21 protein-coding genes are annotated in these 22,580 nt (G+C 65.1%); 10 read left to right on the top strand and 11 right to left on the bottom strand.

Annotation, left to right across the window (positions count from 1 at the left end):
- Positions 1–2 precede the first annotated feature (2 nt).
- The 5 genes from B7X49_RS02695 to B7X49_RS02715 form a co-directional block, all read right to left on the bottom strand.
- Complete coding sequence (locus B7X49_RS02695) at positions 3–1,271, bottom strand: efflux RND transporter periplasmic adaptor subunit (protein ID WP_286703134.1); 1,269 nt, start codon at positions 1,269–1,271, stop codon at positions 3–5.
- 189 nt (positions 1,272–1,460) lie between these two features.
- Positions 1,461–3,476 (bottom strand): acetyl-CoA carboxylase biotin carboxylase subunit, encoded by a 2,016-nt coding sequence (locus B7X49_RS02700; RefSeq protein ID WP_286703135.1) that lies wholly within the window; start codon positions 3,474–3,476, stop codon positions 1,461–1,463.
- A 6-nt stretch (positions 3,477–3,482) separates the two neighbouring features.
- The gene (locus B7X49_RS02705) at positions 3,483–4,271 is read right to left on the bottom strand and encodes an enoyl-CoA hydratase-related protein (protein WP_286703136.1); all 789 of its coding nucleotides are present in this window, start codon (positions 4,269–4,271) and stop codon (positions 3,483–3,485) included.
- 5 nt (positions 4,272–4,276) lie between these two features.
- Positions 4,277–5,884 (bottom strand): carboxyl transferase domain-containing protein, encoded by a 1,608-nt coding sequence (locus tag B7X49_RS02710; RefSeq protein WP_286703137.1) that lies wholly within the window; start codon positions 5,882–5,884, stop codon positions 4,277–4,279.
- A gap of 100 nt (positions 5,885–5,984) precedes the next feature.
- A complete protein-coding gene (locus tag B7X49_RS02715) occupies positions 5,985–7,301 on the bottom strand; it encodes an outer membrane beta-barrel protein (RefSeq protein ID WP_286838201.1) in 1,317 nt (438 codons plus the stop codon).
- 137 nt (positions 7,302–7,438) lie between these two features.
- Here B7X49_RS02715 and B7X49_RS02720 point away from each other — a divergent pair, with 137 nt between their 5' ends.
- The 3 genes from B7X49_RS02720 to B7X49_RS02730 are packed head-to-tail and all read left to right on the top strand — an operon-like array spanning position 7,439 to position 9,622.
- Positions 7,439–8,410, top strand: coding sequence for a glycosyltransferase family 2 protein (locus tag B7X49_RS02720; protein WP_286703139.1), 972 nt, complete (start codon positions 7,439–7,441; stop codon positions 8,408–8,410).
- Positions 8,410–9,402: an acyltransferase family protein gene (locus tag B7X49_RS02725; RefSeq protein WP_286703140.1), complete on the top strand. Its 993-nt coding sequence runs from the start codon at positions 8,410–8,412 to the stop codon at positions 9,400–9,402. The genes B7X49_RS02720 and B7X49_RS02725 overlap by 1 nt, the downstream gene beginning before the upstream one ends.
- Positions 9,403–9,409: 7 nt before the next feature.
- Positions 9,410–9,622: a hypothetical protein gene (locus B7X49_RS02730; protein WP_029310934.1), complete on the top strand. Its 213-nt coding sequence runs from the start codon at positions 9,410–9,412 to the stop codon at positions 9,620–9,622.
- Here the strand turns inward: B7X49_RS02730 and B7X49_RS02735 are convergent.
- Both B7X49_RS02735 and B7X49_RS02740 read right to left on the bottom strand, forming a co-directional pair.
- A complete protein-coding gene (locus B7X49_RS02735) occupies positions 9,580–11,034 on the bottom strand; it encodes a hypothetical protein (protein ID WP_286703141.1) in 1,455 nt (484 codons plus the stop codon). The genes B7X49_RS02730 and B7X49_RS02735 overlap by 43 nt on opposite strands.
- A complete protein-coding gene (locus tag B7X49_RS02740) occupies positions 11,012–13,192 on the bottom strand; it encodes a polysaccharide biosynthesis tyrosine autokinase (RefSeq protein ID WP_286703142.1) in 2,181 nt (726 codons plus the stop codon). Before B7X49_RS02740 ends, B7X49_RS02735 begins: the two co-directional genes overlap by 23 nt.
- Before the next feature lie 159 nt (positions 13,193–13,351).
- On the opposite strand from B7X49_RS02740, the gene B7X49_RS02745 reads away from it, so the two are divergent.
- The 6 genes from B7X49_RS02745 to mltG all read left to right on the top strand — a co-directional run bounded on the left by B7X49_RS02745 (position 13,352) and on the right by mltG (position 18,506).
- Complete coding sequence (locus tag B7X49_RS02745; protein ID WP_286838205.1) at positions 13,352–13,942, top strand: polysaccharide biosynthesis/export family protein; 591 nt, start codon at positions 13,352–13,354, stop codon at positions 13,940–13,942.
- A 221-nt stretch (positions 13,943–14,163) separates the two neighbouring features.
- The gene (gene fabD / locus B7X49_RS02750) at positions 14,164–15,123 is read left to right on the top strand and encodes an ACP S-malonyltransferase (protein WP_286703144.1); all 960 of its coding nucleotides are present in this window, start codon (positions 14,164–14,166) and stop codon (positions 15,121–15,123) included.
- A 1-nt stretch (position 15,124) separates the two neighbouring features.
- A complete protein-coding gene (gene fabG, locus B7X49_RS02755; protein ID WP_286703152.1) occupies positions 15,125–15,862 on the top strand; it encodes a 3-oxoacyl-[acyl-carrier-protein] reductase in 738 nt (245 codons plus the stop codon).
- Between the two features lie 151 nt (positions 15,863–16,013).
- Positions 16,014–16,253 carry an acyl carrier protein gene (locus B7X49_RS02760; RefSeq protein WP_029310940.1) on the top strand — a complete coding sequence of 80 codons (240 nt, stop codon included), beginning with the start codon at positions 16,014–16,016 and terminating at the stop codon, positions 16,251–16,253.
- A gap of 4 nt (positions 16,254–16,257) precedes the next feature.
- A complete protein-coding gene (gene fabF / locus B7X49_RS02765; protein ID WP_286838207.1) occupies positions 16,258–17,520 on the top strand; it encodes a beta-ketoacyl-ACP synthase II in 1,263 nt (420 codons plus the stop codon).
- A 14-nt stretch (positions 17,521–17,534) separates the two neighbouring features.
- Positions 17,535–18,506, top strand: coding sequence for an endolytic transglycosylase MltG (gene mltG / locus B7X49_RS02770; RefSeq protein WP_286703146.1), 972 nt, complete (start codon positions 17,535–17,537; stop codon positions 18,504–18,506).
- 25 nt (positions 18,507–18,531) lie between these two features.
- On the opposite strand, the gene B7X49_RS02775 is transcribed toward mltG, so the two are convergent.
- The 3 genes from B7X49_RS02775 to B7X49_RS02785 all read right to left on the bottom strand — a co-directional run bounded on the left by B7X49_RS02775 (position 18,532) and on the right by B7X49_RS02785 (position 20,320).
- Entirely contained in the window at positions 18,532–18,999 is a 468-nt protein-coding gene (locus B7X49_RS02775; RefSeq protein ID WP_286703147.1) for a hypothetical protein, read from the bottom strand.
- 314 nt (positions 19,000–19,313) lie between these two features.
- Positions 19,314–19,799 carry a hypothetical protein gene (locus tag B7X49_RS02780; protein ID WP_286703148.1) on the bottom strand — a complete coding sequence of 162 codons (486 nt, stop codon included), beginning with the start codon at positions 19,797–19,799 and terminating at the stop codon, positions 19,314–19,316.
- The gene (locus B7X49_RS02785; RefSeq protein WP_286838210.1) at positions 19,796–20,320 is read right to left on the bottom strand and encodes a DUF5675 family protein; all 525 of its coding nucleotides are present in this window, start codon (positions 20,318–20,320) and stop codon (positions 19,796–19,798) included. Before B7X49_RS02785 ends, B7X49_RS02780 begins: the two co-directional genes overlap by 4 nt.
- 165 nt (positions 20,321–20,485) lie before the next feature.
- Here B7X49_RS02785 and B7X49_RS02790 point away from each other — a divergent pair, with 165 nt between their 5' ends.
- Positions 20,486–20,872, top strand: a complete 387-nt coding sequence (locus tag B7X49_RS02790; RefSeq protein WP_286703150.1) for an REP-associated tyrosine transposase — start codon at positions 20,486–20,488, stop codon at positions 20,870–20,872.
- A 235-nt stretch (positions 20,873–21,107) separates the two neighbouring features.
- Here the strand turns inward: B7X49_RS02790 and B7X49_RS02795 are convergent, their stop codons facing one another.
- Positions 21,108–22,469 carry a hypothetical protein gene (locus tag B7X49_RS02795; protein ID WP_286703151.1) on the bottom strand — a complete coding sequence of 454 codons (1,362 nt, stop codon included), beginning with the start codon at positions 22,467–22,469 and terminating at the stop codon, positions 21,108–21,110.
- Positions 22,470–22,580: the final 111 nt, after the last annotated feature.

Here is a 22,580-nt window from a genome sequence, read left to right on the forward strand (position 1 = left end):
CCTCATCGGATGCGGATCATCGGTTTGCCGACGAAACTGCCGGTATCGGACACGATGATCCGGTCCCCGGCGTGCAGACCCGCGAGCACCTGGATGGCGTTGGCCGAGGTGGTACCAAAACGGACGCGGACCGGGATGGCCTTGTGTCCGCCATCGACCAGCCGATACACGATGGCCGCGCTATCGGGCCGCGCATCGACCGGCCGGGCGACCGAGAGCGTGTTGGCGATGGTCGTGACATCGATATCGCCCAGCACCGCGAGATCGGGCCTGGTGCCGGGGGGCAGATGCGTCGGCAGTTTCACATCGACCCGCACGCTGCCGTGCTCGACCGCGGGCGAGACGCGGGTGACGATGCCTGTGATGCGACTTTCGCCTTGATCGTTCAGGCGGATGCTGGCCGATTGGCCTGAAGCGACCTCGCCCGCCTCGCTCGGCGCGACATCGAGCGCCGCCTTCAGATCGGCGAGGCTCGCGATTTTTGCGACGGCGCCGCCCAAGGCCAGGGTCTGACCCGGCTGGGCCGCGACGCTCTGCACCACGCCGGCCTCACCCGCGCCGACCGCGAGGGACGCGACATTGGCCTGCGCTTCCGCCAACGCCGCCTGAAACGCCGCGAGCCGCGCCTGTTGGGCCGCGAGCTGGGCCGCCTGATTGCGCGCGAAGGCGGCGATGCGCTGCTGGGTCAGCGCCACCTGTTCGCGCGCGGTCGCGGCTTCGAGGATGGTTTTGCGATAGTCGAGCTGCGCCACGACGTGTTCGGCCGCGAGGCCGCGTTCGGCCTGGGCGCGCAGGGCGGCGGCCTCGGCGGCGGCGCGGGCGGTGGCGCGTTCGGCCGCCAGGGTCAGGCGCGTGTTATCGAGCGTGGCGGCCAGCGAGGCGCGGGTTGCCTTGGCATCAGCCAGATCCGATTGTGCGGCGATCAGGGCGGATCGCAGATGCGGATTGACCAGCCGGACCAAGACGCTCGACCGGGTGACCACATCGCCCGGCCGCACCAGCACGCGCGCCACGACGCCGGGCACCGATGCCGTGACGAAACGTTCCCCACGCGGCCGCAGCACGCCGGGCGCCTGCACCCGCACGAGGAACCGCCCCTGCCGCACCTGCGCGATGACCAGCGAATCGCGCGCGACCGATGGGCCGGAGGGTAGGATGACCACGAGGGCTGCGACCAGAGCGAGGCCGAGGACGGCAAGTGCCGCCAAAGTGGCGCGGCGCTGGCGCAGCACGCGGCGCTGGACGCGTTCGGGGATTTGGAAATCAGGCATCGTGGCTCCCAGGCGGTTACATCGCTGAGAGCAAATCCTGTGCCATGCGGGGTTGGCGTGGATGGCGCGGCAAAGCGGGATGGATTTGGCCGTGGGTGCGCGCCCGCGATCCCGATCATGGGATTACGATCCCGTTTTCGGATTTGAAGCGTCGACGGGTCAGGGCTGGTTGGGGCCGATGCGGCCGGTCTATCCGGTGATCGGGCGCGGCGCGGGTTCGATCACGGCGAGTTCGGCGCCATCTTCCACCAGATCGCCGACGGCGCATGACAGGGCAGTCACCACGCCGCCGCGCGGTGCGGTGATGCGGAACTGCACCTTCATCGCCTCGACCGTGACCAGCAGGTCGCCCGCCGCCACGGTATCGCCGGGTGCGACGCCGACGCCGATGACGCGGCCGGGCATGGGTGTGGTGACCAGGCCGCTGGCGGCGTGCGCGGTGCCGGTGCCGGCGAACGGATCGACGATGCGAAGCGCGTGGCGCGCGCCATCGGCAAAGATCACGATATGGTCGTGCTGTGCGGGATCGGTGTGGCGCAGGGCGGTGAGCGTGGTGGTGAGACGATCGATGGTGATGGCGAGGCGGTCGTCCGCCAGGACCGCGATGGCTGCGGTGGTGCTGGCGCCGGCGTGATCGATCGTGAGTTGGCCCGCGGCGGCGGGGTGGATGCGGATGTCGAATTGCGCCGTGCCATCATCGAAGGTGACATCCTGATAGGCCGGACCGTTCAGGCGCCAGGCGGATTTCAGTGTCCAGGGCGAATGCGGGTCGGATGGTGCGGCGTGGCGGGGCAGGTCGTGCAGCCAGCGGTGCGCGGCGGCGGCGATGACGGCGGGTGATGCCGGCGCGGCGGGGGCGAGCAATACGTGTTCATGGCGGGCGATGAAGCCGGTATCGAGGTCTGCGGCGGCGAAATCGGGGTGGCCGATGATCCGGCGCAGCAGGGGCAGGTTGGTGCGCACGCCATCGATTTCGAGTGCGGCCAGCGCGCGGGCGAGATGGCGGATCGCGCTGTCCCGATCGTGGTCCCAGGCGATCAGCTTGGCGATCATCGGGTCGTAATGGATCGAGACCGCATCGCCCTGGCGCACCCCGGCATCGATGCGGATATGCGCCGAGGGTTCGGGCAGGCGCAGATGATGGATGGTGCCGGTCGAGGGTGCGAAATCGCGCAGCGGGTCTTCGGCGTAGAGGCGGATTTCGATGGCGTGGCCGGTGCGTTCGATCTCGTTTTGGGTCAGCGGCAGCGCCTCGCCGGCGGCGACGCGGAATTGCCATTCGACCAGATCGAGCCCGGTGATCAGCTCGGTGACCGGGTGCTCGACCTGCAGGCGGGTGTTCATTTCCATGAAATGGAAATCGCCGCCCTCGGCGATGAACTCGACCGTGCCGGCGCCGACGTAATCGATCGCGCGGGCGGCGGCACAGGCGGCTTCGCCCATGGTGAAGCGCTGATCGTCGGAGATCAGCGGGGCTGGCGCTTCCTCGATGATTTTCTGGTGGCGGCGCTGGATCGAGCAGTCGCGCTCGAACAGCGAGACGACGTTGCCGTGCGTATCGGCGAACACCTGGATTTCGATGTGGCGGGGCCGGGTGAGGTATTTTTCGATCAGGATCTGATCATCGCCGAACGCGGCGCGTGCCTCGCCCTTGGCGAGATCGAGTGCCGCGGCGAAATCGGCCGGCGCGGTCACGATGCGCATGCCCTTGCCGCCGCCGCCGGCGGAGGCCTTGATCAGCACGGGATAGCCGATGGATGCGGCATGAGCGGCCAAGCGGTCGGGCGCCTGATCGGTGCCGTGATAGCCGGGCACCAGCGGCACCCCTGCCCGCTCCATCAGGGATTTGGCGGCGGATTTCGAGCCCATCGCGCGGATTGCGGCGGCGGGCGGGCCGATGAAGATCAGGCCGGCGGCGGTGCAGGCTTCGGCGAAGGCCGCGTTTTCGCTGAGAAACCCATAGCCCGGGTGGATCGCCTGCGCGCCGGCCTCGCGCGCGGCGGCGATGATGCGGGCACCATCGAGATAGCTGTCGCGCGCGGCGGCCGGGCCGATCGCGACGGCGGCATCGGCCAGGGCGACATGGGCGGCGGATCCATCGGCTTCGGAGAATACCGCGATGCTGCGGATGCCCATGCGGCGCGCGGTGCGGATGATGCGGCAGGCGATTTCGCCGCGATTGGCGATCAGGATTGTGTCGAACATCATGGCTCAGTCGCTCCGCCAGGACGGGGTGCGTTTTTCGAGGAACGCCGCCAGACCCTCGCGCCCTTCGGCCGAGGCGCGGCGCTCGGAAATCAACCGCGCGGTGCGCGCGATCAGCGCCGGATCGATCGGGCGATCCGCCACTTCGGCGATCAGCGCCTTGGCGGATGCCTTGGCCTGCGGGCCGCCGCGCTGCAGGGCGGCGATCAGCGCATCGCGCGTGGCATGGAGGGCTTCGGGGGCGACCACCTCATGCACCAGACCGATGCGATGCGCGGTCTCGGCGGTGAAAATCTCGCCGGTCTGGAAATAGCGCCTGGCCTGGCGCGCGCCGATCGCTTCGATCACGTAGGGGCTGATCACGGCGGGGATCAGGCCGAGGCGGACCTCGGAGAGGCTGAATTTGGCATCGGTGGTGGCGATGGCGATATCGCAGCAGGCGACCAGGCCGACGCCGCCGCCGAAGACGCCACCCTGGACCAGGGCGATCGTCGGTTTGGGCATGGTGTAAAGCGCGTGCATCAGGCGGGCGAGGTCCTGCGCGTCCGCCAGGTTCTGATCGGGCGTGTAGGCGGCGCTTCGGCGCATCCAGTTCAGATCGGCACCGGCGGAAAAACTCTTGCCGCGACCTTGCAGGACCATCAGGCTGATCTCGGCATCGGTCGCGACCTTGGCGAGGATGCCGATCAGGCCGATGATCATGGCATCGTCGAAGGCGTTGTGCAGATCGGCGCGGTCGAGCGTGACGGTGGCGATGCCGAGGCCGTCGAGGCGGAAATCGATGGGACCGTTCATGGTCATCACATCCGGAACAGGCCGAATTGGGTCGGCGGCACGGGGGCGTTGAGACTGGCGGACAGGCCGAGGCCGAGCACCATGCGGGTATCGGCGGGGTCGATCACGCCATCGTCCCACAGGCGGGCGCTGGCGTAGTAGGGGTGGCCCTGGGTTTCGTATTGCGCGGCGATCGGGGCTTTGAACTCGGCCTCGTCGGCTTCACTCCAGGTGCCGCCCTTGGCCTCGATGTTGTCACGCCGGACCTGCGCCAGCACCGCCGCCGCCTGGGCGCCGCCCATGACGGAGATGCGCGCGTTCGGCCACATCCACAGAAAGCGCGGATCATAGGCGCGGCCGCACATGCCGTAATTGCCGGCGCCGAACGAGCCGCCGATGATGATTGTGAATTTCGGCACGTTGGCGGTGGCGACGGCGGTGACCAGCTTGGCGCCATCCTTGGCGATGCCGCCGGCCTCGTATTTCCGGCCGACCATGAAGCCGGTGATGTTTTGCAGGAAAATCAACGGAATGCCGCGCTGGGCGCAGAGCTCGATGAAATGCGCGCCCTTTAACGCGGCTTCGGAAAACAACACACCGTTATTGGCGATGATGCCGACCGGATAGCCCCAGAGATGCGCGAAGGCGGTGACCAGCGTGGTGCCGTAGCGCTGCTTGAATTCGTCGAACGACCCGTCATCGACGATCAGGCGGATCACCTCGCGCACGTCGTACTGGGCGCGCGGATCGGCCGGGATGACGCCGTAAATATCGTCCGGCGCGCCGGGCGGCGGGCGCGGGGTGCGCAGCGCGGGCGCCGGTGGCTTGGCGAGGTTGAGCGACGCCACGATGCGCCGGGCGATGCCGAGCGCGTGCGCATCGGATTCGGCATAGTGATCGGCGACACCGGACAGCCTGGTGTGGACATCGGCCCCGCCGAGGTCTTCGGCCGTGACGATCTCGCCGGTGGCGGCTTTGACGAGCGGCGGGCCGGCCAGGAAAATCGTGCCCTGGTCGCGCACGATGATGCTTTCATCCGCCATGGCGGGAACATAGGCACCACCGGCGGTGCAGGAGCCCATGACCACCGCGATTTGGGGAATGCCGGCGGCGGACATCGTGGCCTGATTGTAGAAGATCCGGCCGAAATGCTCGCGATCGGGGAAGACATCGTCCTGGTTCGGCAGGTTGGCACCCCCGGAATCGACCAGATAGAGGCAGGGCAGCCGGTTCTGTGCCGCGATCGCCTGGGCGCGCAGGTGTTTTTTCACGGTGATCGGGAAATAGGTGCCGCCTTTGACCGTCGCATCGTTCGCGACGATGACGCATTCCCGCCCGGCAACCCGGCCGATGCCGGTGATGATGCCGCCGGCCGGGACCGGCTCGGGGTAGAGATCATGCCCGGCGAATTGGGAGAACTCGAGAAAGGGCGAGGCTGGGTCGATCAGCAGGCGGATGCGGTCGCGCACCAGCAATTTGCCGCGCGCGACGTGGCGGGCGCGTGCTGCTTCACCGCCGCCGGTGCGGATGGCAGCGACATCGGCCGCAAGCTGATCGACCAGGGCACGCATGGCGCTGTGGTTCTGCGCGAAGGTCGCAGCGCGACGATCGATTGCCGAGCGGAAGCCGCTCATGCCGGTTGTTGCCGCATTGTCACCGCCACCGAATCCCCCATCGTCACGCGTGACATTTTATTGCGCAGATGCGGGCGGTCGGCAAGACGGATCGACGCGATCACGGCGCCCAGATGAGCGCCAGCATCACGCGCATCTCGTGCGGCGCCGATCCTGGCAGATTGTGGCGGATTGCGTAGGACAGGCTGGGTTGCAGCGAAAAATGGCGCGCCCAGGACCAGGCGGCGCCGAGTTGCAGGCTGGTCTCGCGCGCCTGGTGGCCGGCGATGGTGCCGGCGCTGGCATCGATCGCGGCGGTCAGCAGCGTCGTGCGGGTGAAGGCGTTCGCGAGGGCGAAATGCAGCGTGGTGACCGGCTCGCCCTGGGTGCCGAGCGTGGTGTCGATGCCGGACTCGCGGCTGAGATCGAGTTCGGCGGCAATCAGGGGGTCCGGCGTCCAGCCCAGGCCGATCGAGGCGACCGGGATGGTGCCGGGCGCGGTGGTGGGGCCGGCAAAGTGTTGCTCGGCGATGCCGGCGACCGCGCGCAGGCGCAGCGCGCGACCCGGCGCGGTTTCGGCCCCGCCGAGCAGCGCGATGGTCGTGGCGTTCGAGATGCCGGCACCGGCCAGCGCACCGCTGTAGCGCGCGACATCGAGGTTCAGCCGGGCGAGCAGGCGCAGCACGCCATCGTTCGCGGTGGCGAGTTCGCCCGAGGCGCGCAGAAGCGCGCGGGCGCGGAACGGCGCCGGCAGGGTCGAGGTGGTGCGGTTGATCGTGGTGTCGCTGAACTCGATCCGGCTGGTGGTGTCGAACGCGCCGAGCGGCAGGCGAACGGCGGCCCTGCCAGCGGTCAACACGATGGCGAACGGGGCGCTGGCATCGGCCTGGCTGGTGCCGAGGGCGGATTCCTGGGTGGTGATGCGCGCGCCACCCAGGGTGAGGGTGCCGGCGCCGAACGGCACATCGAGGCCGATGCCGGCGGTGATGTTGTTGGCCGCGGCCGCCTGATCGCCTGGGTAACGGTTGATATCCGCACCGGCGAACGCGGCGAGACCAAGGGCGGCATCGCTGATCCGTACCGTGGGTTGCAGGCGGATGTTCGCACTCGCCTGGGCAGCCGCACCGGGGGCGCTGTCGAATCCGGCGGTGGTGGTGAGGCTTGGATAGACCAACAGATCGTCCGGTGTGATGCCGACGGTGATGCCGCGCGGAATGCTGTCCTGATGCAGGCGCGTCGCGGCGGTGACGCCGGCGGCGATTGAAAAGCCGGGAACCGCGATGGGGAGCAGGTCGCCGATCGATTGGGCATTTGTGGTCAGGGGACAGGATAACAGGAGGAAGGTTAAGGAAATTCTTCTTTTTTTGGAAAAAAAGAAGCAAAAAAACTTTTGTCCTTTGGGGCGGTGATGCTGGTGGGGCCGGGGGCGTGGGTTCACGGACATTTTTTGTTGCTTTTTTTCAACAGAGCGATCCTGCCGTCGTGTTCCTGCCTGGGCCTGTTCGTGCCGTCTGGTCATCGATTTCGATTGCAATCCGGTTGTATTCCCTGCCATGGTACACAACCCTTAATTGAATGTCGCTGGGAAAACAGGATTTCGTGATGCGAAGATCATCCCAGGCTGCGACCGGTGCCGAGCCGGCGATACTGACCGTGGCGATCTGCACGCATAATCGTAGCAACGCGGTGGCGCGGTGCCTGGCGGGGCTTGGGCCGCCGCATCCGGCGGTCGACGTGCTGGTGGTCGATTCCGGATCGGACGGCGATGAGGCCGAAGCCATCCTGCGGGCTGCGATGGCGCATGGGGTTGAGCATATGCGTCTTGCGTCGGTCGGGTTGAGTGCTGCCCGTAATGCCGCGCTGGCCGCCGCGCGCGGACAATGGATCGCGTATATTGATGACGACGCGACGCCCGCGGCCGACTGGGTGGTGGTGCTGCTCGCGAGCATCGCAGACGACCCCGACCTCGCCGCGACCGGCGGCATGATTCTGCCGCAATGGCAGGCGTTGCTGCCGGCGTGGTGGCCGCAATCGCTGCGGGCGGTGCTGACGATCATCGACACGGTCGAACCGGACGCCGCCGCGTGCGCCGATATCGAACCCTTCGCCGCGAATATCGCGTTCCGGCGCGATGTGTTGACGCGGTTCGGCGGCTTTCCCGCCTGCCTCGGCAGGCGCGGCACGCTGCTGCTGTCGAACGAGGAAACCTATATTCTGCGCCGCCTCCGCAAGGCGCATCTCCGGGTGCGCTTCAACCCCGCCCTGGTGGTGCATCACGAAATCGCGCGCGAGCGGTTGCGGCCGGACTGGCTGGTGCGCCGCCAGTATTGGAGCGGCGTTTCCGAGGCGGTGATGCTGGCCGCACTGGGCGAGCGGCGCATGGCGCGCGCCTGGCGGATGGCCGTTCACGCGGCGGTGCTTACGCCATGGCTGCTCTGGCCGCGGCACAGCACAAGCCAAATCGGCCTGCGCTGCAAGGCGGCGTTCGCGAGCGGCTTCGTCCGCGGCATGCTGATCGAGGCGCAGGACGGCATGGTCGCGGTCTGATGCGCAGGCTCGATATCGATCGGGCCAAGGGGCTCGCGATCACGCTGGTGGTGTTCGGGCATATCGTGGCGCGGCAGGACCCGGCGCATGTGCACTGGTATCAGCCGCTGCGCCGCGCGGTGTATGCGTTCCACATGCCGTTCTTTTTCTATCTGAGCGGCATGGTTTCATTTCTGGCCGGACATGTGAGGGTACTGCCGGCCGGCTGGGCAAGGCTGGCGGCGAGCCGCGTGCGGCGGCTGCTCGTGCCGTTCGTGTTGATGGGCGCGCTGATCATTGCGGGCAAAATGCTGGCGGCACGGTTCATGTTCGTCGATAACGCGCCGCGCAGCCTGCTCGCCGGGCTGATCGATCTGGTCTGGAACCCTGCGCGCAGCCCGGCCTATTCATTGTGGTATCTGGCCGTGCTGTGCGCGCTCAGCCTGATGACGCCGATGCTCGCGTGGGTATTGCGCGGGCGGCTGGTTCTGGTGATCGTGGTGTTCGCGGCGCTGGAATTGGCAAACCCGCCCTGGCACCTTTATCTCGCCGATCTCTGCCGCTACGGGCTGTTCTATGCGCTCGGCGTCGGTGCCGGCGCACTGGGCACGCGCTGGACCGGCTGGATCGATCGCTGGCGCTGGCCCTTGCTCGCGCTGTTCGCAACCGGCTTTGCGGCGATCGCGCTGGCGGGCCACCGCTGGCCGTTCGATGCCCGATTATTGGTGTTCGGTGTGCTCGCGATGCCGGCTCTTCATTCTTTGGTAAGGATTTCGTGGTTATCATCCGATCGTACACTGGTCACCATCGGGCGGTATTCACTCATGATCTATTTGTTCAACACGATCTTCATCGGCCTGACCAAGGGGCTGCTGCTTCATGTCACGAGCTGGAACGGCGATCATTTTCCGGCTTTCTTCGCCGCGCTGATGCTGGCGGGCATGCTCGGGCCGATCATGCTCAAGCGCACCGTTCTGCGCGCGTTTCCACCGCTCGACCGGATGACCGAGTGAACCGGCCATGGCGCGGTCGGTGGCCGTCGCGCGGTTTCTGGCAACCGTGCCGCCGGCGCTTGCTGGCAGTTTCAACGATGCGCAACTCGCCGCGATCGATCTGCATTTCGGCATGCGGTTTCGGGCCAGCCATCTGATCGATTGGCGGCGGCGGTTCGGCTTTGCGCGCTGGCGGCTTTATGCGGTGGTGCTGGTCGGCCGGGATCGCCATGCGGCGTAGCATCGTGCCAGCACGAGACCGCCGGTCAGTCCCGCGAGCCAGACGATGCGGCTCTGATAGCGGTCATGCGGGCCGGACAGGCTGCCGGTGACCACCGCATTGCCGAGCAGCGCCAGCAGCACGAGAACCGCGAGAAAGAACAGGCGATCATCGATCAGCCGGTCGTCGAGCGGCGCGGCAGCGGTACGCAACGCACGAATTCCGTGGAGGGGGCGGATGGCATGAACGATTGCCAGCAGCACGAACCCCAGGGTGGCGATGATGCCCGCGATCGTGACGGTCGCAACAATGGATGCGAGCGGCTCGCCGATCGCGAGGCGTCGGCGGGCTTGAAGACTGCCGAGGAACGCCCTTACTGCGGCGACCGGGAGATCGCGCCGGATCGTCGGCGCCGCCGTGGCGGACCATGGGCGCAGGCCGCTCCCCGGCGCAAAGGTGATCAACTGGCGCAGTGTGTCGCGCACGCCGTTGCGCAGCACGATGGCCGGGTGCGCCGCGATGGTGGCGCGGACGATCGCGTTTGTCTGGCGGATCAGGCGGATCGGGCCACCGGCGCGATACAGCGGACTGTCCGCTGTCCACAGGAACCAATCCGCGCTGTGCGCCAGATCGGCCTGATAGCGGCACAAGGCCCAGTGCCGCGTTGGGCAGTCCTGTGCCAGGGTGGTGCGCGCCGGACCATCGCTGAGCAGGCGGGCGAGCACGAAGGTGCCGCCATAGGGCGAAGGCGACACCGTGCCGGAGGCGATCACATTGACCCCGACCAGCGCGGTGACGCCGATTGCCAGCGGCAGCAGCAGACGCCTCCACTCGGGGCGTGGGCGCGCTCGGCGGCGCAGGACCAGCACGCACAGGCAGAGTCCCGCATAGATCGGCAGATTACTGAGATGCGCCATGATCGCGAGGGTGATCAGAACGGTCAGCAGACTCCGCTCACGGCGCGTCACCCGATCATCGAGCACCAGAACCGCGAACGCCAGCACCATCAGCGGGGTGAAAATATCCGGCATGATCTGCGCCGCGGTCCAGGGCAGCGCGGTCAGCAACGCGAGCGGGGCCAGCAGCAGGGCACCGGCGCCGATGCCCGAGCGGGGTACCACCATGCGCTGGGTGCGCCGGATCATCCAGGCGGCAACGGCGCATTGCGCGATCGTCGGCGGCCACAGGTTGCGCCCCCAGTCGAGCGCGAGCAGCAACATGCTGTAATAGGGCGGCCGGTCCCAGCCGAGATGGTGCTCCATCATCTGCGAAATATACGTGCCGGTATCCGAGAAGATCAGCGGAAACCCGTTATAGAGCGCGGGCCACAGCATCAGCAGCGTGGCCCCGGTCAGCAGGGCGGCTTCGGCGGCGTTGAACCCGGTGCGCGGCCGCCCCGCCGCGCGGGCGTCAAGGTCTGAAATAACCGCCATAGCGGGGATGATAGAGTTCGGAATCGGCAAATCCGGCGCGGGCATGGCGCGCACCATCGACCCGGGTCAGGATGGTGCCGGCGACCCTTATGCCCGCCTGATCGAGCAGGGCGAGTGCGGCGGCAACCACCCGGCGCGGCGTTTCCGCCCAGCGGATGCACAGCAGCGTGGCATCGGCGGCTTTGGCCAGTACCTGGCTTTCGGCGAGCGCGAACACCGGCGGCAGATCAAGGATCACCAGATCATAGCGCTCGCGCAGCGCCACCATCAATGCACGCATCGACGGCGCCATGAACAGCGACAGCGCATCGGCCGCAACCGCGCCGGCGGGCATGACATCGAGTTGCAGATCGGGCATCCGGTGGATGGCGGCATCGCACGGTACGCGACCGGCGAGATGATCGGTCAGACCCGGCGCGCCGCCAAGATTGAACACCGCATCGAAACTCGGCTGGCGGATGTCGCAATCGATCACCAGCACGCGCATGCCGCCGGCCGCGAGCGAGACGGCGAGGCTGACGGCGAGCGTGGTCTTGCCTTCGCTGGGTCGCGCCGCCGTGATCGCGAGGCTGCGCGGCGCGGTCGGGTCGAGCCACAGGCTGGTGCGCAGCGCGCGCATCTGCTCATTGAACGGCGAAAACGGGTGCATCCTGGTGTAGTCCGGCAGCGCGAGGCCGCGCCGGGCGCGCCGCGTGACCTCGGGGATCAGCGCGATGCAGGGTAGATCGAGTGCGGTGCGGATCTCGCCGCCGGAGCGGAAACTGCCGTTCAGCACATCCGCCGCGAGCGCTGCGATGATGCCGAGGCTGAAGCCGAGCACGGTCGCGCCTGCGATGATGAGGGTGGTGCGGGGCGCGCTCGGCGCGTCCGGCGTGTCGGCGGGCGAGATGATCCTGGCGTCCGGCCTGGTCAGGACGCTCTGGCTTTCGAGCGTGCCGATCTGCTCGGTCTGGTCGCGCAGCAGGCTGCGCTCGGCGGTGCGCTGTTCGAGCAGGCTCGCGAGCGGGGCGGCGAGGATGGATTCGGCGGCGGTGCGGTGGCGCAGCCGGGCGAGCGCCGCCTTCAGGGTGGCGACGCGCGCCTGATCGACCTGCATGGTCGCACGGGCCGCTTCGACCTGACGCGCGGTCTCCGCGGCGATCTGGCCTTGCAGGGCCGCGAGCTGGTGGCGAACCGCGCGGTATTCCGGATAATTCGGTCCCTCGGTGCTGGCGAGCGCGCCGAGCTGGGCGGCGAGTTCGGCGGCCCGCGCGCGCATCGGCGCGACGTTGGTCGCAATCGCCGCCGCCGCGGCGGCCGGTGTTCCGGCGGAGGCATCGCTCGCCTGCAATTGCGCGCTGGCGGCCGCCAGATCGGTCTCGGCGCGGGCCAGGCTGTCGGTCAGCTGGCCGGCTTCCTGATTGGTGAGCGGCGCAGCGCCGGTGCCGCGTTCGGTGCCGGCGGTGGCGCGGGCGCGGGCGATCGCGATATCGAGTGCGCGCAGCACTGCCGAGGTTGCGGCGGCGCGTCGGCTCAGCCAGGCTTGCGCGTGGTCGAGCACCGCCAGATTATCCGCGCGCTGACGATCGAGATAGGTCTGCATCGCGCAATTGACCGCCCGCGCGGCTAGCTTTGGGTCGGTGCTGTTGAACGAAACGGTCAACAATTGCGAGCCCGACGGCACTGTCACCACGAGATCGTTGCGGACCTGATCGACGAGCGCCCGCTGCGACAGCGGCGCGGCGTGCCTGGGCGGCAGACCGAGCCAGCGGCGCCAGCGCGGCGAGGGCGCCAGCGCGGGATCGAACGCCTTGGTATGCACCAGATCGAGCTGCTTTATCATGGTATCGACCACGGCGGTGCTGCGCACCACGGCGATCTGGCTGGTCATCAGCGTGTCGGTCACCTGGCTGGTTTCGAGCACGCCGCGCAGGAGTTTCGGGTTGAAGTCGAGCGGCGCGTAGAGCAGGGTGCCAGAGGCGGTATAGGTGGGCGGCTGATGGGTGAGCGCCAGGGCGACGAGCGCCGGCAGGCCGATGGTGATCAGCGCGGTCAGACGCCAATGGCGGCGGATGGCGCGGAGCGGTTGCAGCGGGTCGGGCGCGGTCAGCAGTGTGAGGGCGCCGGCCAGGATCGGGCGGGGCGATGCGGCGGGCGACAATGATCCGATCTCGCTCATATCGACGACGGACCTTCAGCAGCGTGAGCCGAGCTCGTCATGGGATTGGTTCACCGGGGCGGTTTGTGCGACGCAACAAATAATGCGTGATTGTTGCCCCGATTCTACGCTAAGTCAATCTGAAGTTGCGATCCGACTGTTTGCCCTCGAAGGTTGTAAATGATGATGCTGCGAGAGTCTTACCGGCGCCGAAGCCTGATCGTGCGGACAATGGCCAGTTGGGGCGTCGCGGTGCTGGGCGGATGCGCGACGGGCGGCAATCTGCCACCGTTGCCCACGACATCCGCGCGGAATTACCGGCTTGGCACCGGCGATCAGGTGCGGGTCGTGGTGTTCGACCAGAAGCAGTTGAGTGCCGATTACGATGTCAGCGCCGCCGGCATGATCGATGTGCCGCTGCTCGGGCCGGTGCGGGCGGCTGGCCATACCGCAACCGGGCTCGGCCGGGCGATTGCGGCGGGGCTGGTGCGGCGCGGCATTCTGCGCCGGCCGGAGGTTGCGGTCGATGTGCGGCGTTATCGGCCGTTTTCGATTCTGGGCGAAGTCAACAAGCCCGGCCAGTATCCGTTCGAGCCCGGCATGACGGTGCTGACGGCGGTTTCGATCGCCAATGGCTTTACCTATCGGGCGGTCCAGTCGCGGGTCGGGGTCATTCGCGTGCGGCACGGGCGCTCGGCTGAATACCGGGCTCCGGCGACGGCGTTGATCGCGCCGGGTGATGTGATTCAGGTGTTTGAACGTCACTTCTGAGCCGAACGGCGGCGCGCGAACAGACCGCACGTGGCGTCTTTGGCAAAGACGCCAAAAACGCCGAAGTTCCAAACCAACAAAAGTTCTTTGCTGCTTTTTTTCAAAAAAGAAGACCTTTCGGACGCGCGCGTCGGGTCGCCCGTCCCCCGGCGGTGGCAAGCGCCGAATTGACTTGCGCGCCGTCCCAATCTACCCCGCGCCGAAAAGCAGGAGACGGGTTCATGGCGGTCAACGCCTTTATTTTTCCGGGTCAGGGCAGTCAATCGGTCGGCATGGGGCGCGATCTGGCGGCGGCGTTCGCGCCGGCGCGCGAGGTGTTCGACGAGGTCGACGAGGTTCTGAAGCAGAAGCTCTCGCGCCTGATGTTCGAGGGTCCGGCCGAGGAATTGACGCTGACCGAGAACGCCCAACCGGCGTTGATGGCGATGTCGATGGCGGTGCTGCGCTGTCTGGAGCGAGAGGGTCATATCGCGGTGCGCGAGCGCGCCGTGGTGGTGGCCGGGCATTCCTTGGGTGAATATTCCGCTCTCGCGGCGGCAGGCGCGTTCACGGTCGCCGAGGCGGCGCTGCTGCTGCGGGTGCGTGGCAACGCGATGCAGCGCGCGGTGCCGGCGGGCGAAGGGGCGATGGCCGCGCTGCTCGGCGTTGAACTGGAGGCCGCGAGCGCGATCTGCGCCGAGGCGGAGAGCGGTCCGGCCGGGCGCGAGGTGGTATCGGTCGCGAACGACAACGGCGGCGGCCAGGTGGTGATTTCGGGTGCGGCGGCGGCGGTGGATCGGGCGATCGAGATCGCCAAGACGCGCGGCGTCAAGCGGGCGATGAAGCTGCCGGTTTCGGCACCGTTTCATTGCGCGCTGATGGCGCCGGCGGCGGAGGCGATGCGCTTCGCGCTGGAAGCCACACCGCCGCGCGCGCCACTGGTGCCGTTGATCGCGAATGTGACGGCGGCCAAGGCGACGCTGCCGGGCGAGATTTCCGCGTTGTTGGTCGAGCAGGTGACGGCGACGGTCCGCTGGCGCGAATCGGTGGCGGCCATGGTCGACCTGGGGGTGACGCGGTTCATCGAACTTGGGTCGGGCAAGGTGCTGTCCGGGCTGATCCGGCGGATCGCGCCGGAGGCCGAGGCACTGAATTGCGGCACGCCGGCGGAGTTGGAGGCTTTGATCAAACATGTCGGCTGATCTGTTCAGGCTTGATGGCAAGACCGCGCTGGTGACCGGCGCGTCCGGCGGCATTGGCGCGGCGATTGCGCGCACGCTGCACGGGCTGGGGGCGGCGGTGATGCTGTCGGGCACGCGTGAAGCGGCGCTGACGGCGCTGGCGGCGGAGCTTGGTGAGCGCAGCCATATGCAGGCCGCCGATCTGGCCGATCCGAAGGCGGCGGAGGCGTTGATCGTGGGCGCCGAGGCCGCGATGGGCAAGGTGGATATTCTGGTCAACAACGCTGGGCTGACGCGCGATGGACTGACCTTGCGGATGAGCGACGAGGCGTGGGCACAGGTGCTCGATGTTGATCTGGCGGCACCGTTCCGCCTGTCGCGCGCGGCGCTGAAGTTCATGATGCGGCGCCGTGCCGGGCGGATCATCAATATCGGCAGCATCGTCGGCTCGACCGGCAATCCGGGTCAGGCGAATTACGCATCGGCCAAGGCCGGGCTGATCGGGTTGACCAAGGCGCTCGCGCAGGAGGTTGCCTCGCGCAACATCACGATCAATCTGGTGGCGCCGGGCTTCATCGAGACCGCGATGACCGATGCGCTGACCGAGGAGCAGCGCGCTGCCCTGGCCGGCAAAATTCCGCTCGGTCGGCTGGGCCAGCCCGCCGATGTGGCGGCGGCCGTGGCGTATCTGGCATCCGATGCCGCGGGCTGGGTGACCGGTTCGGTCTTGCATGTGAACGGTGGGATGGCGATGATCTAGCAGGGCGGCGCCATGGTTGGCGCGGCACGATGAACCATGCTAAGCGCGCCGGACTTTCGCAATTAAACCGGAACATGGCGCTGGCCATGACGTCTCCGGACTATTCGTGCCTATTGACCGCCCAAAATTTCGTTACAGGAGCACACAGAGAATGAGTGAAGTCGCCGATAAGGTAAAAAAGATCGTTGTCGAGCATCTCGGCGTCGATGAAGCGAAAGTAACCCCGGAAGCCTCCTTCATCGATGATCTGGGCGCGGACAGCCTTGATACCGTCGAGCTGGTGATGGCGTTCGAAGAGGCGTTCGGCGTCGAGATTCCCGAGGACGCGGCCGAAAAGATCACGACGGTCAAGGACGCGATCGATTACATCGAGAAGCAGAAGGCCGAGTAACAATATGCGGCGCGTGGTTGTCACCGGCATGGGAATCGCATGTCCGCTGGGCGTGGGAGTCGAGCCGGTCTGGCAGCGGTTGATCAATGGCAACTCCGGAATCGGTGCGATCACCGATTTCGATGCCAGCGATCTGCCGTGCAAGGTTGCCGGGCAGATGCCGCCTGGCACGCGTGCCGATGGCGGTTTCACGCTGGGCGAGTGGGTTGGCGTCAAAGACCAGAAAAAGATGGATCGGTTCATCCAGCTTGGCATGGTCGCGGCGACCGAAGCGATGGAAGACAGCGGCTGGGTGCCCCAGACCGAGGAAGATCGCTACGCCGCCGGTGTCATGATCGGCTCGGGCATCGGCGGTCTTCAGACGATTTATGAAGCCTCGGTGCTGGTGCATGAGGGCAAGGCGCGGCGGTTGTCGCCGTTTTTTATCCCCTCTGCGCTGGTCAACCTGGTTTCGGGCAATGTGTCGATCAAGTTCGGGCTGAAAGGTCCGAACCATTCGGCGGTGACGGCGTGTGCCACCGGCGTGCACGCGATCGGCGATGCGGCGCGGCTGATCGCGCTGGGCGATGCCGATATCATGCTGGCTGGAGGTGCCGAGGCGGCGGTGTGCGCGCTCGGGATTGCCGGGTTCTGCGCCTCGCGTGCGCTTTCGACCGGGTTCAACGACCGGCCCCAGGCGGCTTCGCGACCGTGGGACAAGGACCGCGACGGGTTCGTGATGGGCGAGGGCTCGGGCGTCGTGTTCCTTGAGGAATACGAGCATGCCAAGGCGCGTGGGGCCAAGATTTACGCAGAGATCGCGGGTTATGGCATGTCGGGCGATGCGCATCATATCACCGCACCGGCCGATCATCATGACGGCGCATTTCGGGCGATGAAGGCGGCGCTGAAATCGGGCGGGCTGGTGCCGGGCGATATTCAGTACATCAACGCGCATGGCACTTCGACGCCGATGGGCGATGATCTGGAGTTGGAAGCGGTTGAAAACCTGTTTGGCGATGCCGCGCGGGGCGTTGCGATGTCCTCGACCAAATCGGCGACCGGGCATCTGCTGGGCGCGGCCGGCGCGATCGAGGCGGTGTTTTCGATCCTCGCGATCCGCGACGGGGTCGCACCGCCGACCCTCAATCTGGATGAGCCGAGCCGGGCGAGCGTGATCGACCGGGTGGCGCATACCGCGCAGCGCCGCAAGATCGATGTCGTGCTGTCGAACAGTTTCGGGTTCGGCGGCACCAATGCCTCGATCCTGTTCCGCAAGGCGCACTGACCGGGCGGCGCCGGATGTTCACCCGCGGGCGGCTGATTTTGGTTTTGATGGCGCTGGTCGTCTCGGCCAATATCGGCAACCAGGCGGTGCAGCAGAGCTACGATGGGCCGGGTGCGCTGGCGGTGACGCGGGATGTGGTGGTGCCGCCGGGTGGTATCGCGGCGGTGGCGCGGACATTGAACCGCGCCGGGGTGATCCGCTATCCGCTGATTTTCGAACTGGCGGCCTGGATTACGCGGCGGCAGGGGAATTTGCGGGCGGGCGAGTTTGAGTTCGTGGCGCACGGCAGTCTGCGGCGGGTGCTGCACACGCTGCGCTTCGGGCCGGTGGTGCAGCACAAGGCGACGATTCCCGAAGGGCTGACCGCGACGCAGATTGCCGCGATCATCAATGCGCTGCCGGAAGCGAGCGGGCATGTGGTGCCACCACCCGAAGGCAGCGTGCTGCCGCAGACCTATGATTATGTCTATGGCGCGACGCGGCAGGGAATACTGCGACGGATGCAGCATGCCATGACCAGGGCGCTGGCCGCTGCCTGGAGCGCGCGCGCGCCGGATTTGCCGGTGCAGACGCCGCAACAGGCGCTGACGCTGGCCTCGATCGTGCAACTGGAAACGCCGGTTGCGGCGGAGTTGCCGAAAATCGCGGGGGTTTATGAAAACCGGCTGGCGCAGGGGATGAAGCTGCAGGCCGATCCGACGGTGATTTTCGCGGTGACCGAGGGGCGGGCGACCGCCCTGCCCCACCGGGTTACCGACCATGATCTGGCGACGCCGAGCGCCTATAACACCTATCTGCACCATGGCTTGCCGCCGGGGCCGATTGCGTCGCCGGGGATTGCGGCGATCGATGCGGTGCTGCATCCGGCGGCGACGCAGGATTTGTTTTTCGTGGCGACCGGCACGGGTGGGCATGTGTTCGCCCGGACGTTCGATGAGCAATTGGCGAATATCGCGCGGGTGCGGGCGGGGCGTGGGAAGAACTGAGTTTTCGTTTTGGTATCGTAACGATTTAGGCGTGTTTGAGGGCGCCCTCTGGGCGTGTGTTTTGGCGGCGCGGATGTGGGTTTGGCGGGCGGGCCTGGCGCGATGGTGGGGTGGCGAGCGTCGCGGTCGCGGGAGTTGGGATGGCTTTGGTTGGTGTGGGCTTGGGGGTTGCGCGCGTGTGCAGCTTCGCGGCGGGCGGGCGCTGATGCCGGCGTGCGGGACGCGGTGATGCGGCCGGGGTGCGGCGGGGGGTCGTGGCTTCGGGTTGCGGGCGGATGGCGGCGTTGGGGGAAGGGCCGTGGGGTGCCGGTGCGGTTGGTGAGGCGCTGGTTTCGAGGAAGCAGCGCAGGAGGTTCAGGATGGTGAGGATGAGGTCCAGGATTGCGTCACTCAGGGCATCGGCGCCGCGCTGAGCCGAGACATGGTCGAACACGCCTTGTAGTTTGGCGTTGATCGGCACGGTCGAGACGGCTGAGGCTGGGGTTTTATCCACGGTCGGATATAAGCATGCTGGGGCGTAGATAAGCAAGCGTTATTTTTATTAACTTTGACGTATCGTTGTTTTTCACCCGCCGGAGTCAGCGGGACAGCAGTATTACCGCTTCCCGGTCGGGCGACACCGGGCGTGGCGCGCCGTGGGCGGTGATCAATCCATCGTCGTTGCCTAAGCGGGATTGTCCAGCCGATTGGGGGAGCGTTGACGAGATGAATGGTGAGTGTGGTGACCTACCGGACGGACGACGGGCGTTGAAAGCGGTGGGGTGCGGAGGGGCACCGCGCCCGCTGGCTGCCATTCGCAGAGTTTCGTTAGCGACAATGCACCGAAATCTGTTTCTCGAATTTCACAATCGACCGGATCGCGATATCCTGTTCGCGCGGAAAATCGCGAAGCGATCGTATCGCCGACAGTCGTTGATTCAGATAATGCAAAAGCCCGCAGACATTATCGACAAACCGCGAGGGTGGATTCGAAGCGATACCGCCAATCACACTGGCAGGCACTTTGCTTTTGGACAGCGCCGAAAACACAGCCTGAGGATGGGATATCATAAGATTGCCCAATGTCTCCTCAGCATCCTCTGCCTGCGAACCATCATAGCATCGAAGCGACTGAATAACCTCATCGATTCTCCCGGTGTTGCCGCGTTCAAGCACCTTCAACGCACCGGGCGCATTGCGACAGGCCAGCGTATTCGTTATGGGCGATCCGTTCTCTTGAGGCTGTGCAACGGCGCAATTGGTCAATAGTACGAGCGTCATCGATATCAGGGCTAGCGCTGGTAATTTTTTCACGGTGCCGAAGTGCCTCCGACAATCTGCACGGCGATTGAACCAGAGCGATCGGCTTCGATGACTGATTTTATCGCGCGCATTGCTGCGTCGCTATGGCCGACGAAATTGCTGCTTTCAGTTAACCCTGGAAGAAAACAACCCTCTGAATTCTGGGGGAAATTGCCATGGTGGATTTCGATATGCGCGTGACCAGGCACGTTCAGTAGCTCAATACGCCATCCAAGCTTACCGTCCGCCCTGATACGTCCCGGATAGACGCCCGGCGGCGTGGGAGATTTATCGTGAAATATGCCGGCATGGGCGTTTTCCAACGCAAAGCCTTTGAAAAAATTTGACGTCTTGTTACTTTTTACCATTATCGCGGAAATAATCGAATCGTCGTTGTATCTGAAACGCTGAATCGCAATCGTAACTATATTTGTTCTCTCATCCGGCAAAGTGATCCTTAAAGGTTGCGTTATCCATGTCATGCAAAAATAGTCAGCGTAGCCGAGATGGCGGCCATAGAATGAAATTGTCAATGAACGCCAGATTACCGGCGAAATCGCGTCGAGGGAGGAACGTATTTCGTCACCGTCGCCTTGGCGGATCGGCGTGGTGACCTGCTGGTCAGGGAGGTGGGGGCCCTGCGGGCGGCTGTTTCACGAGCCCGCGCGTTGTATCCGTTCATGATCGACGCGTAGGTCGTGCTGCCTGAGCATTTGCATGCGGTATGGACATTGCCGGACGGCGATCGTGATTTTCCGGCGCGGCGGGCTCTGATCAAGCGCGGTGTCTCGGCAAAAATTGCGAAAGGTGAAAGCCGATCCCCCTCTCGGATTGCCAAGGGCGAACGCGGTGCGTGGCAGCGCCGGTTTTGGGTGCACACGATACGGGGTGAGGCTGATTTGAGGCGTCACGTCGACTATGTTTATTTCAACCCGGTGAAGCGTGCGCTGGTTGGCAATGCCAAGGATTGGCCGTTCTCATCGTTTCCGCGCGTGGTGGCGCGCGGGATTGTGCGGCCGATTGGGGCGGCGGAGACGGGATGGGTGGCGAATTTGGTGAAAAACCGGAGGTGTGATGCGGGGTAAAAGTGGTGGGGTGCGGAAGAGCACCCCACCCTACTTGCTGATTTCAGGCGTCATATTGGTTATGTCCACTTCAACCCGGTCAAGCATGGGCTGGTCGGCAACGCCGAGGATTGGCCTTTCTCATCGTTTCCGCGCGTGGTGGCGCGCGGGATTGTCTGGCCGATTGGGGCGGCGGGGACGGGATGGGTGGCGAATTTGGTGAAAGATCAGCACCCCACCCTACGCTGGTTGCCAATCATCTGCAGTTCTTGATCATATGTTCCGCCAAACTCATCATGTTGATAAATTCGACCCGTCTCTCAACAATCACCCTTGCGTACTCCGGTTTTGTCAAATTTTCAGCGTGAACAGTACATTTGACCGTTCCCCGGGCCTCTCCATCTGAAAGGAACGCTACCATGAAGTCGATAGTGTGTTCTTCGGCTTGATGGCGCCACAACTCGCAGATCACGGTCCCCTTTTTTACTTGTTGAGCTGCGGGCCAATCATCATAAATGAACGCTTCCGGATCGCGAGGCTTCGGAAGTTCGAACCGCGGGATGCTTGGCGGCTCAATGACCGGATCGGGGAAGCGGCGGAAGGCAGATGCTTCCAGCATCGAGATGCGGCGTTGACTATCGAGTATATGTTGAGGAAGGTGTAACGATTTAGTTATGTTCGCGAGGGATCTTTGAATTTCAGAGTGCGCAGAATTGGCCATCAAATGTGGCATTTTGAACGCTTTTAAATCTGGCAATGCGAAGGCTTTGGAGAAGTCTGCGGTTTTCCCAAAGTAATTTTGGAGTAAGGCGTGATCAGCAAATGCCGCTAGGTCAAAATTCTGTGCAGGTTGTGTCGTAATCGGCGCAGGCACACGTGTCACCTGCTTTTGGAATGGCGGAGGTGTTGGTGGCGATGGAAGTCGCTTAAATGCTACTATATCCTTGCGATCAGTCGCTGTCGAAGCGTCAGATTCCTCAGCATCATGGATGTCGAAGGGAAAACGAATTAGCTCCACCGGTCCGGTCGCTTCAAATTCAATGCGGACATGTGATGCTGGACGTGTGCCTTTATTAGACATGGGCCAACTCAACACAACGGGCGGTTCAATTTCGCCCCTCCCATTGTGGAAGTTCTGTAACAATTCGCGACATTCCCCGACCCATTTAGGATAGGTCACGTCATGGTAGGCGGCGATGAGTCCTTCTTCTGGGGACTCATATACAACAATTTTCACCTCACCTGAACGATCAGAGGTGCTCGATGTCGGAGGCGGTGTAAAGTCCGTGACCAAAGGATGCGTGAGGCAAAGGGATTTTACGAGATACTCGATCTCTTCGTCCGTCAGTGGCTCGGCGACCGTTCTCGTAACCGTTAAGGTGCTGTGTTCATTTGCCCCTTCACAAGTTCCTATAGAAATCTTCGGTTCCTGAGCTCGATATATCGCCAAATCTTTCTCAAGGTCCTTGATCTTTTTTTGGTCGGTCGATTCCGCTGGCGGTCTCCGCCAGTTCTCGTTGATCATGATATACGGAACATTTAAATCAGCAGCCGTCGCGGCGGGACCAGTGTCGTCTGTGAACAGTTTGACGTCATAGCCGGATGCTTTTTCGTTCAATGCGGAAGTTATACCCGTGCCTATCCGGTTGACTCAGACACCCACTAGGGCTAGTGGCCCCCGCCATGGCGGCCATTGACATTCACCAGCGTGACGAACTGGCTTTCCCCC

Origin of the sequence: Acidiphilium sp. 34-64-41, assembly GCF_002282635.1 — a bacterium.
In the GTDB taxonomy this organism is placed as follows: Bacteria; Pseudomonadota; Alphaproteobacteria; order Acetobacterales; family Acetobacteraceae; genus Acidiphilium; species Acidiphilium rubrum.

What these genes read in the sequence shown, in the direction of transcription:
- B7X49_RS02695 (WP_286703134.1), bottom strand. Translation starts at nt 1,271, where the DNA reads ATGCCTGATTTCCAAATCCCCGAACGCGTCCAGCGCCGCGTGCTGCGC.
- B7X49_RS02700 (WP_286703135.1), bottom strand. Translation starts at nt 3,476, where the DNA reads ATGTTCGACACAATCCTGATCGCCAATCGCGGCGAAATCGCCTGCCGC.
- B7X49_RS02705 (WP_286703136.1), bottom strand. Translation starts at nt 4,271, where the DNA reads ATGAACGGTCCCATCGATTTCCGCCTCGACGGCCTCGGCATCGCCACC.
- B7X49_RS02710 (WP_286703137.1), bottom strand. Translation starts at nt 5,884, where the DNA reads ATGAGCGGCTTCCGCTCGGCAATCGATCGTCGCGCTGCGACCTTCGCG.
- B7X49_RS02720 (WP_286703139.1), top strand. Translation starts at nt 7,439, where the DNA reads ATGTCGCTGGGAAAACAGGATTTCGTGATGCGAAGATCATCCCAGGCT.
- B7X49_RS02725 (WP_286703140.1), top strand. Translation starts at nt 8,410, where the DNA reads ATGCGCAGGCTCGATATCGATCGGGCCAAGGGGCTCGCGATCACGCTG.
- B7X49_RS02730 (WP_029310934.1), top strand. Translation starts at nt 9,410, where the DNA reads ATGGCGCGGTCGGTGGCCGTCGCGCGGTTTCTGGCAACCGTGCCGCCG.
- B7X49_RS02735 (WP_286703141.1), bottom strand. Translation starts at nt 11,034, where the DNA reads ATGGCGGTTATTTCAGACCTTGACGCCCGCGCGGCGGGGCGGCCGCGC.
- B7X49_RS02740 (WP_286703142.1), bottom strand. Translation starts at nt 13,192, where the DNA reads ATGAGCGAGATCGGATCATTGTCGCCCGCCGCATCGCCCCGCCCGATC.
- B7X49_RS02745 (WP_286838205.1), top strand. Translation starts at nt 13,352, where the DNA reads ATGATGATGCTGCGAGAGTCTTACCGGCGCCGAAGCCTGATCGTGCGG.
- fabD (WP_286703144.1), top strand. Translation starts at nt 14,164, where the DNA reads ATGGCGGTCAACGCCTTTATTTTTCCGGGTCAGGGCAGTCAATCGGTC.
- B7X49_RS02760 (WP_029310940.1), top strand. Translation starts at nt 16,014, where the DNA reads ATGAGTGAAGTCGCCGATAAGGTAAAAAAGATCGTTGTCGAGCATCTC.
- fabF (WP_286838207.1), top strand. Translation starts at nt 16,258, where the DNA reads ATGCGGCGCGTGGTTGTCACCGGCATGGGAATCGCATGTCCGCTGGGC.
- mltG (WP_286703146.1), top strand. Translation starts at nt 17,535, where the DNA reads ATGTTCACCCGCGGGCGGCTGATTTTGGTTTTGATGGCGCTGGTCGTC.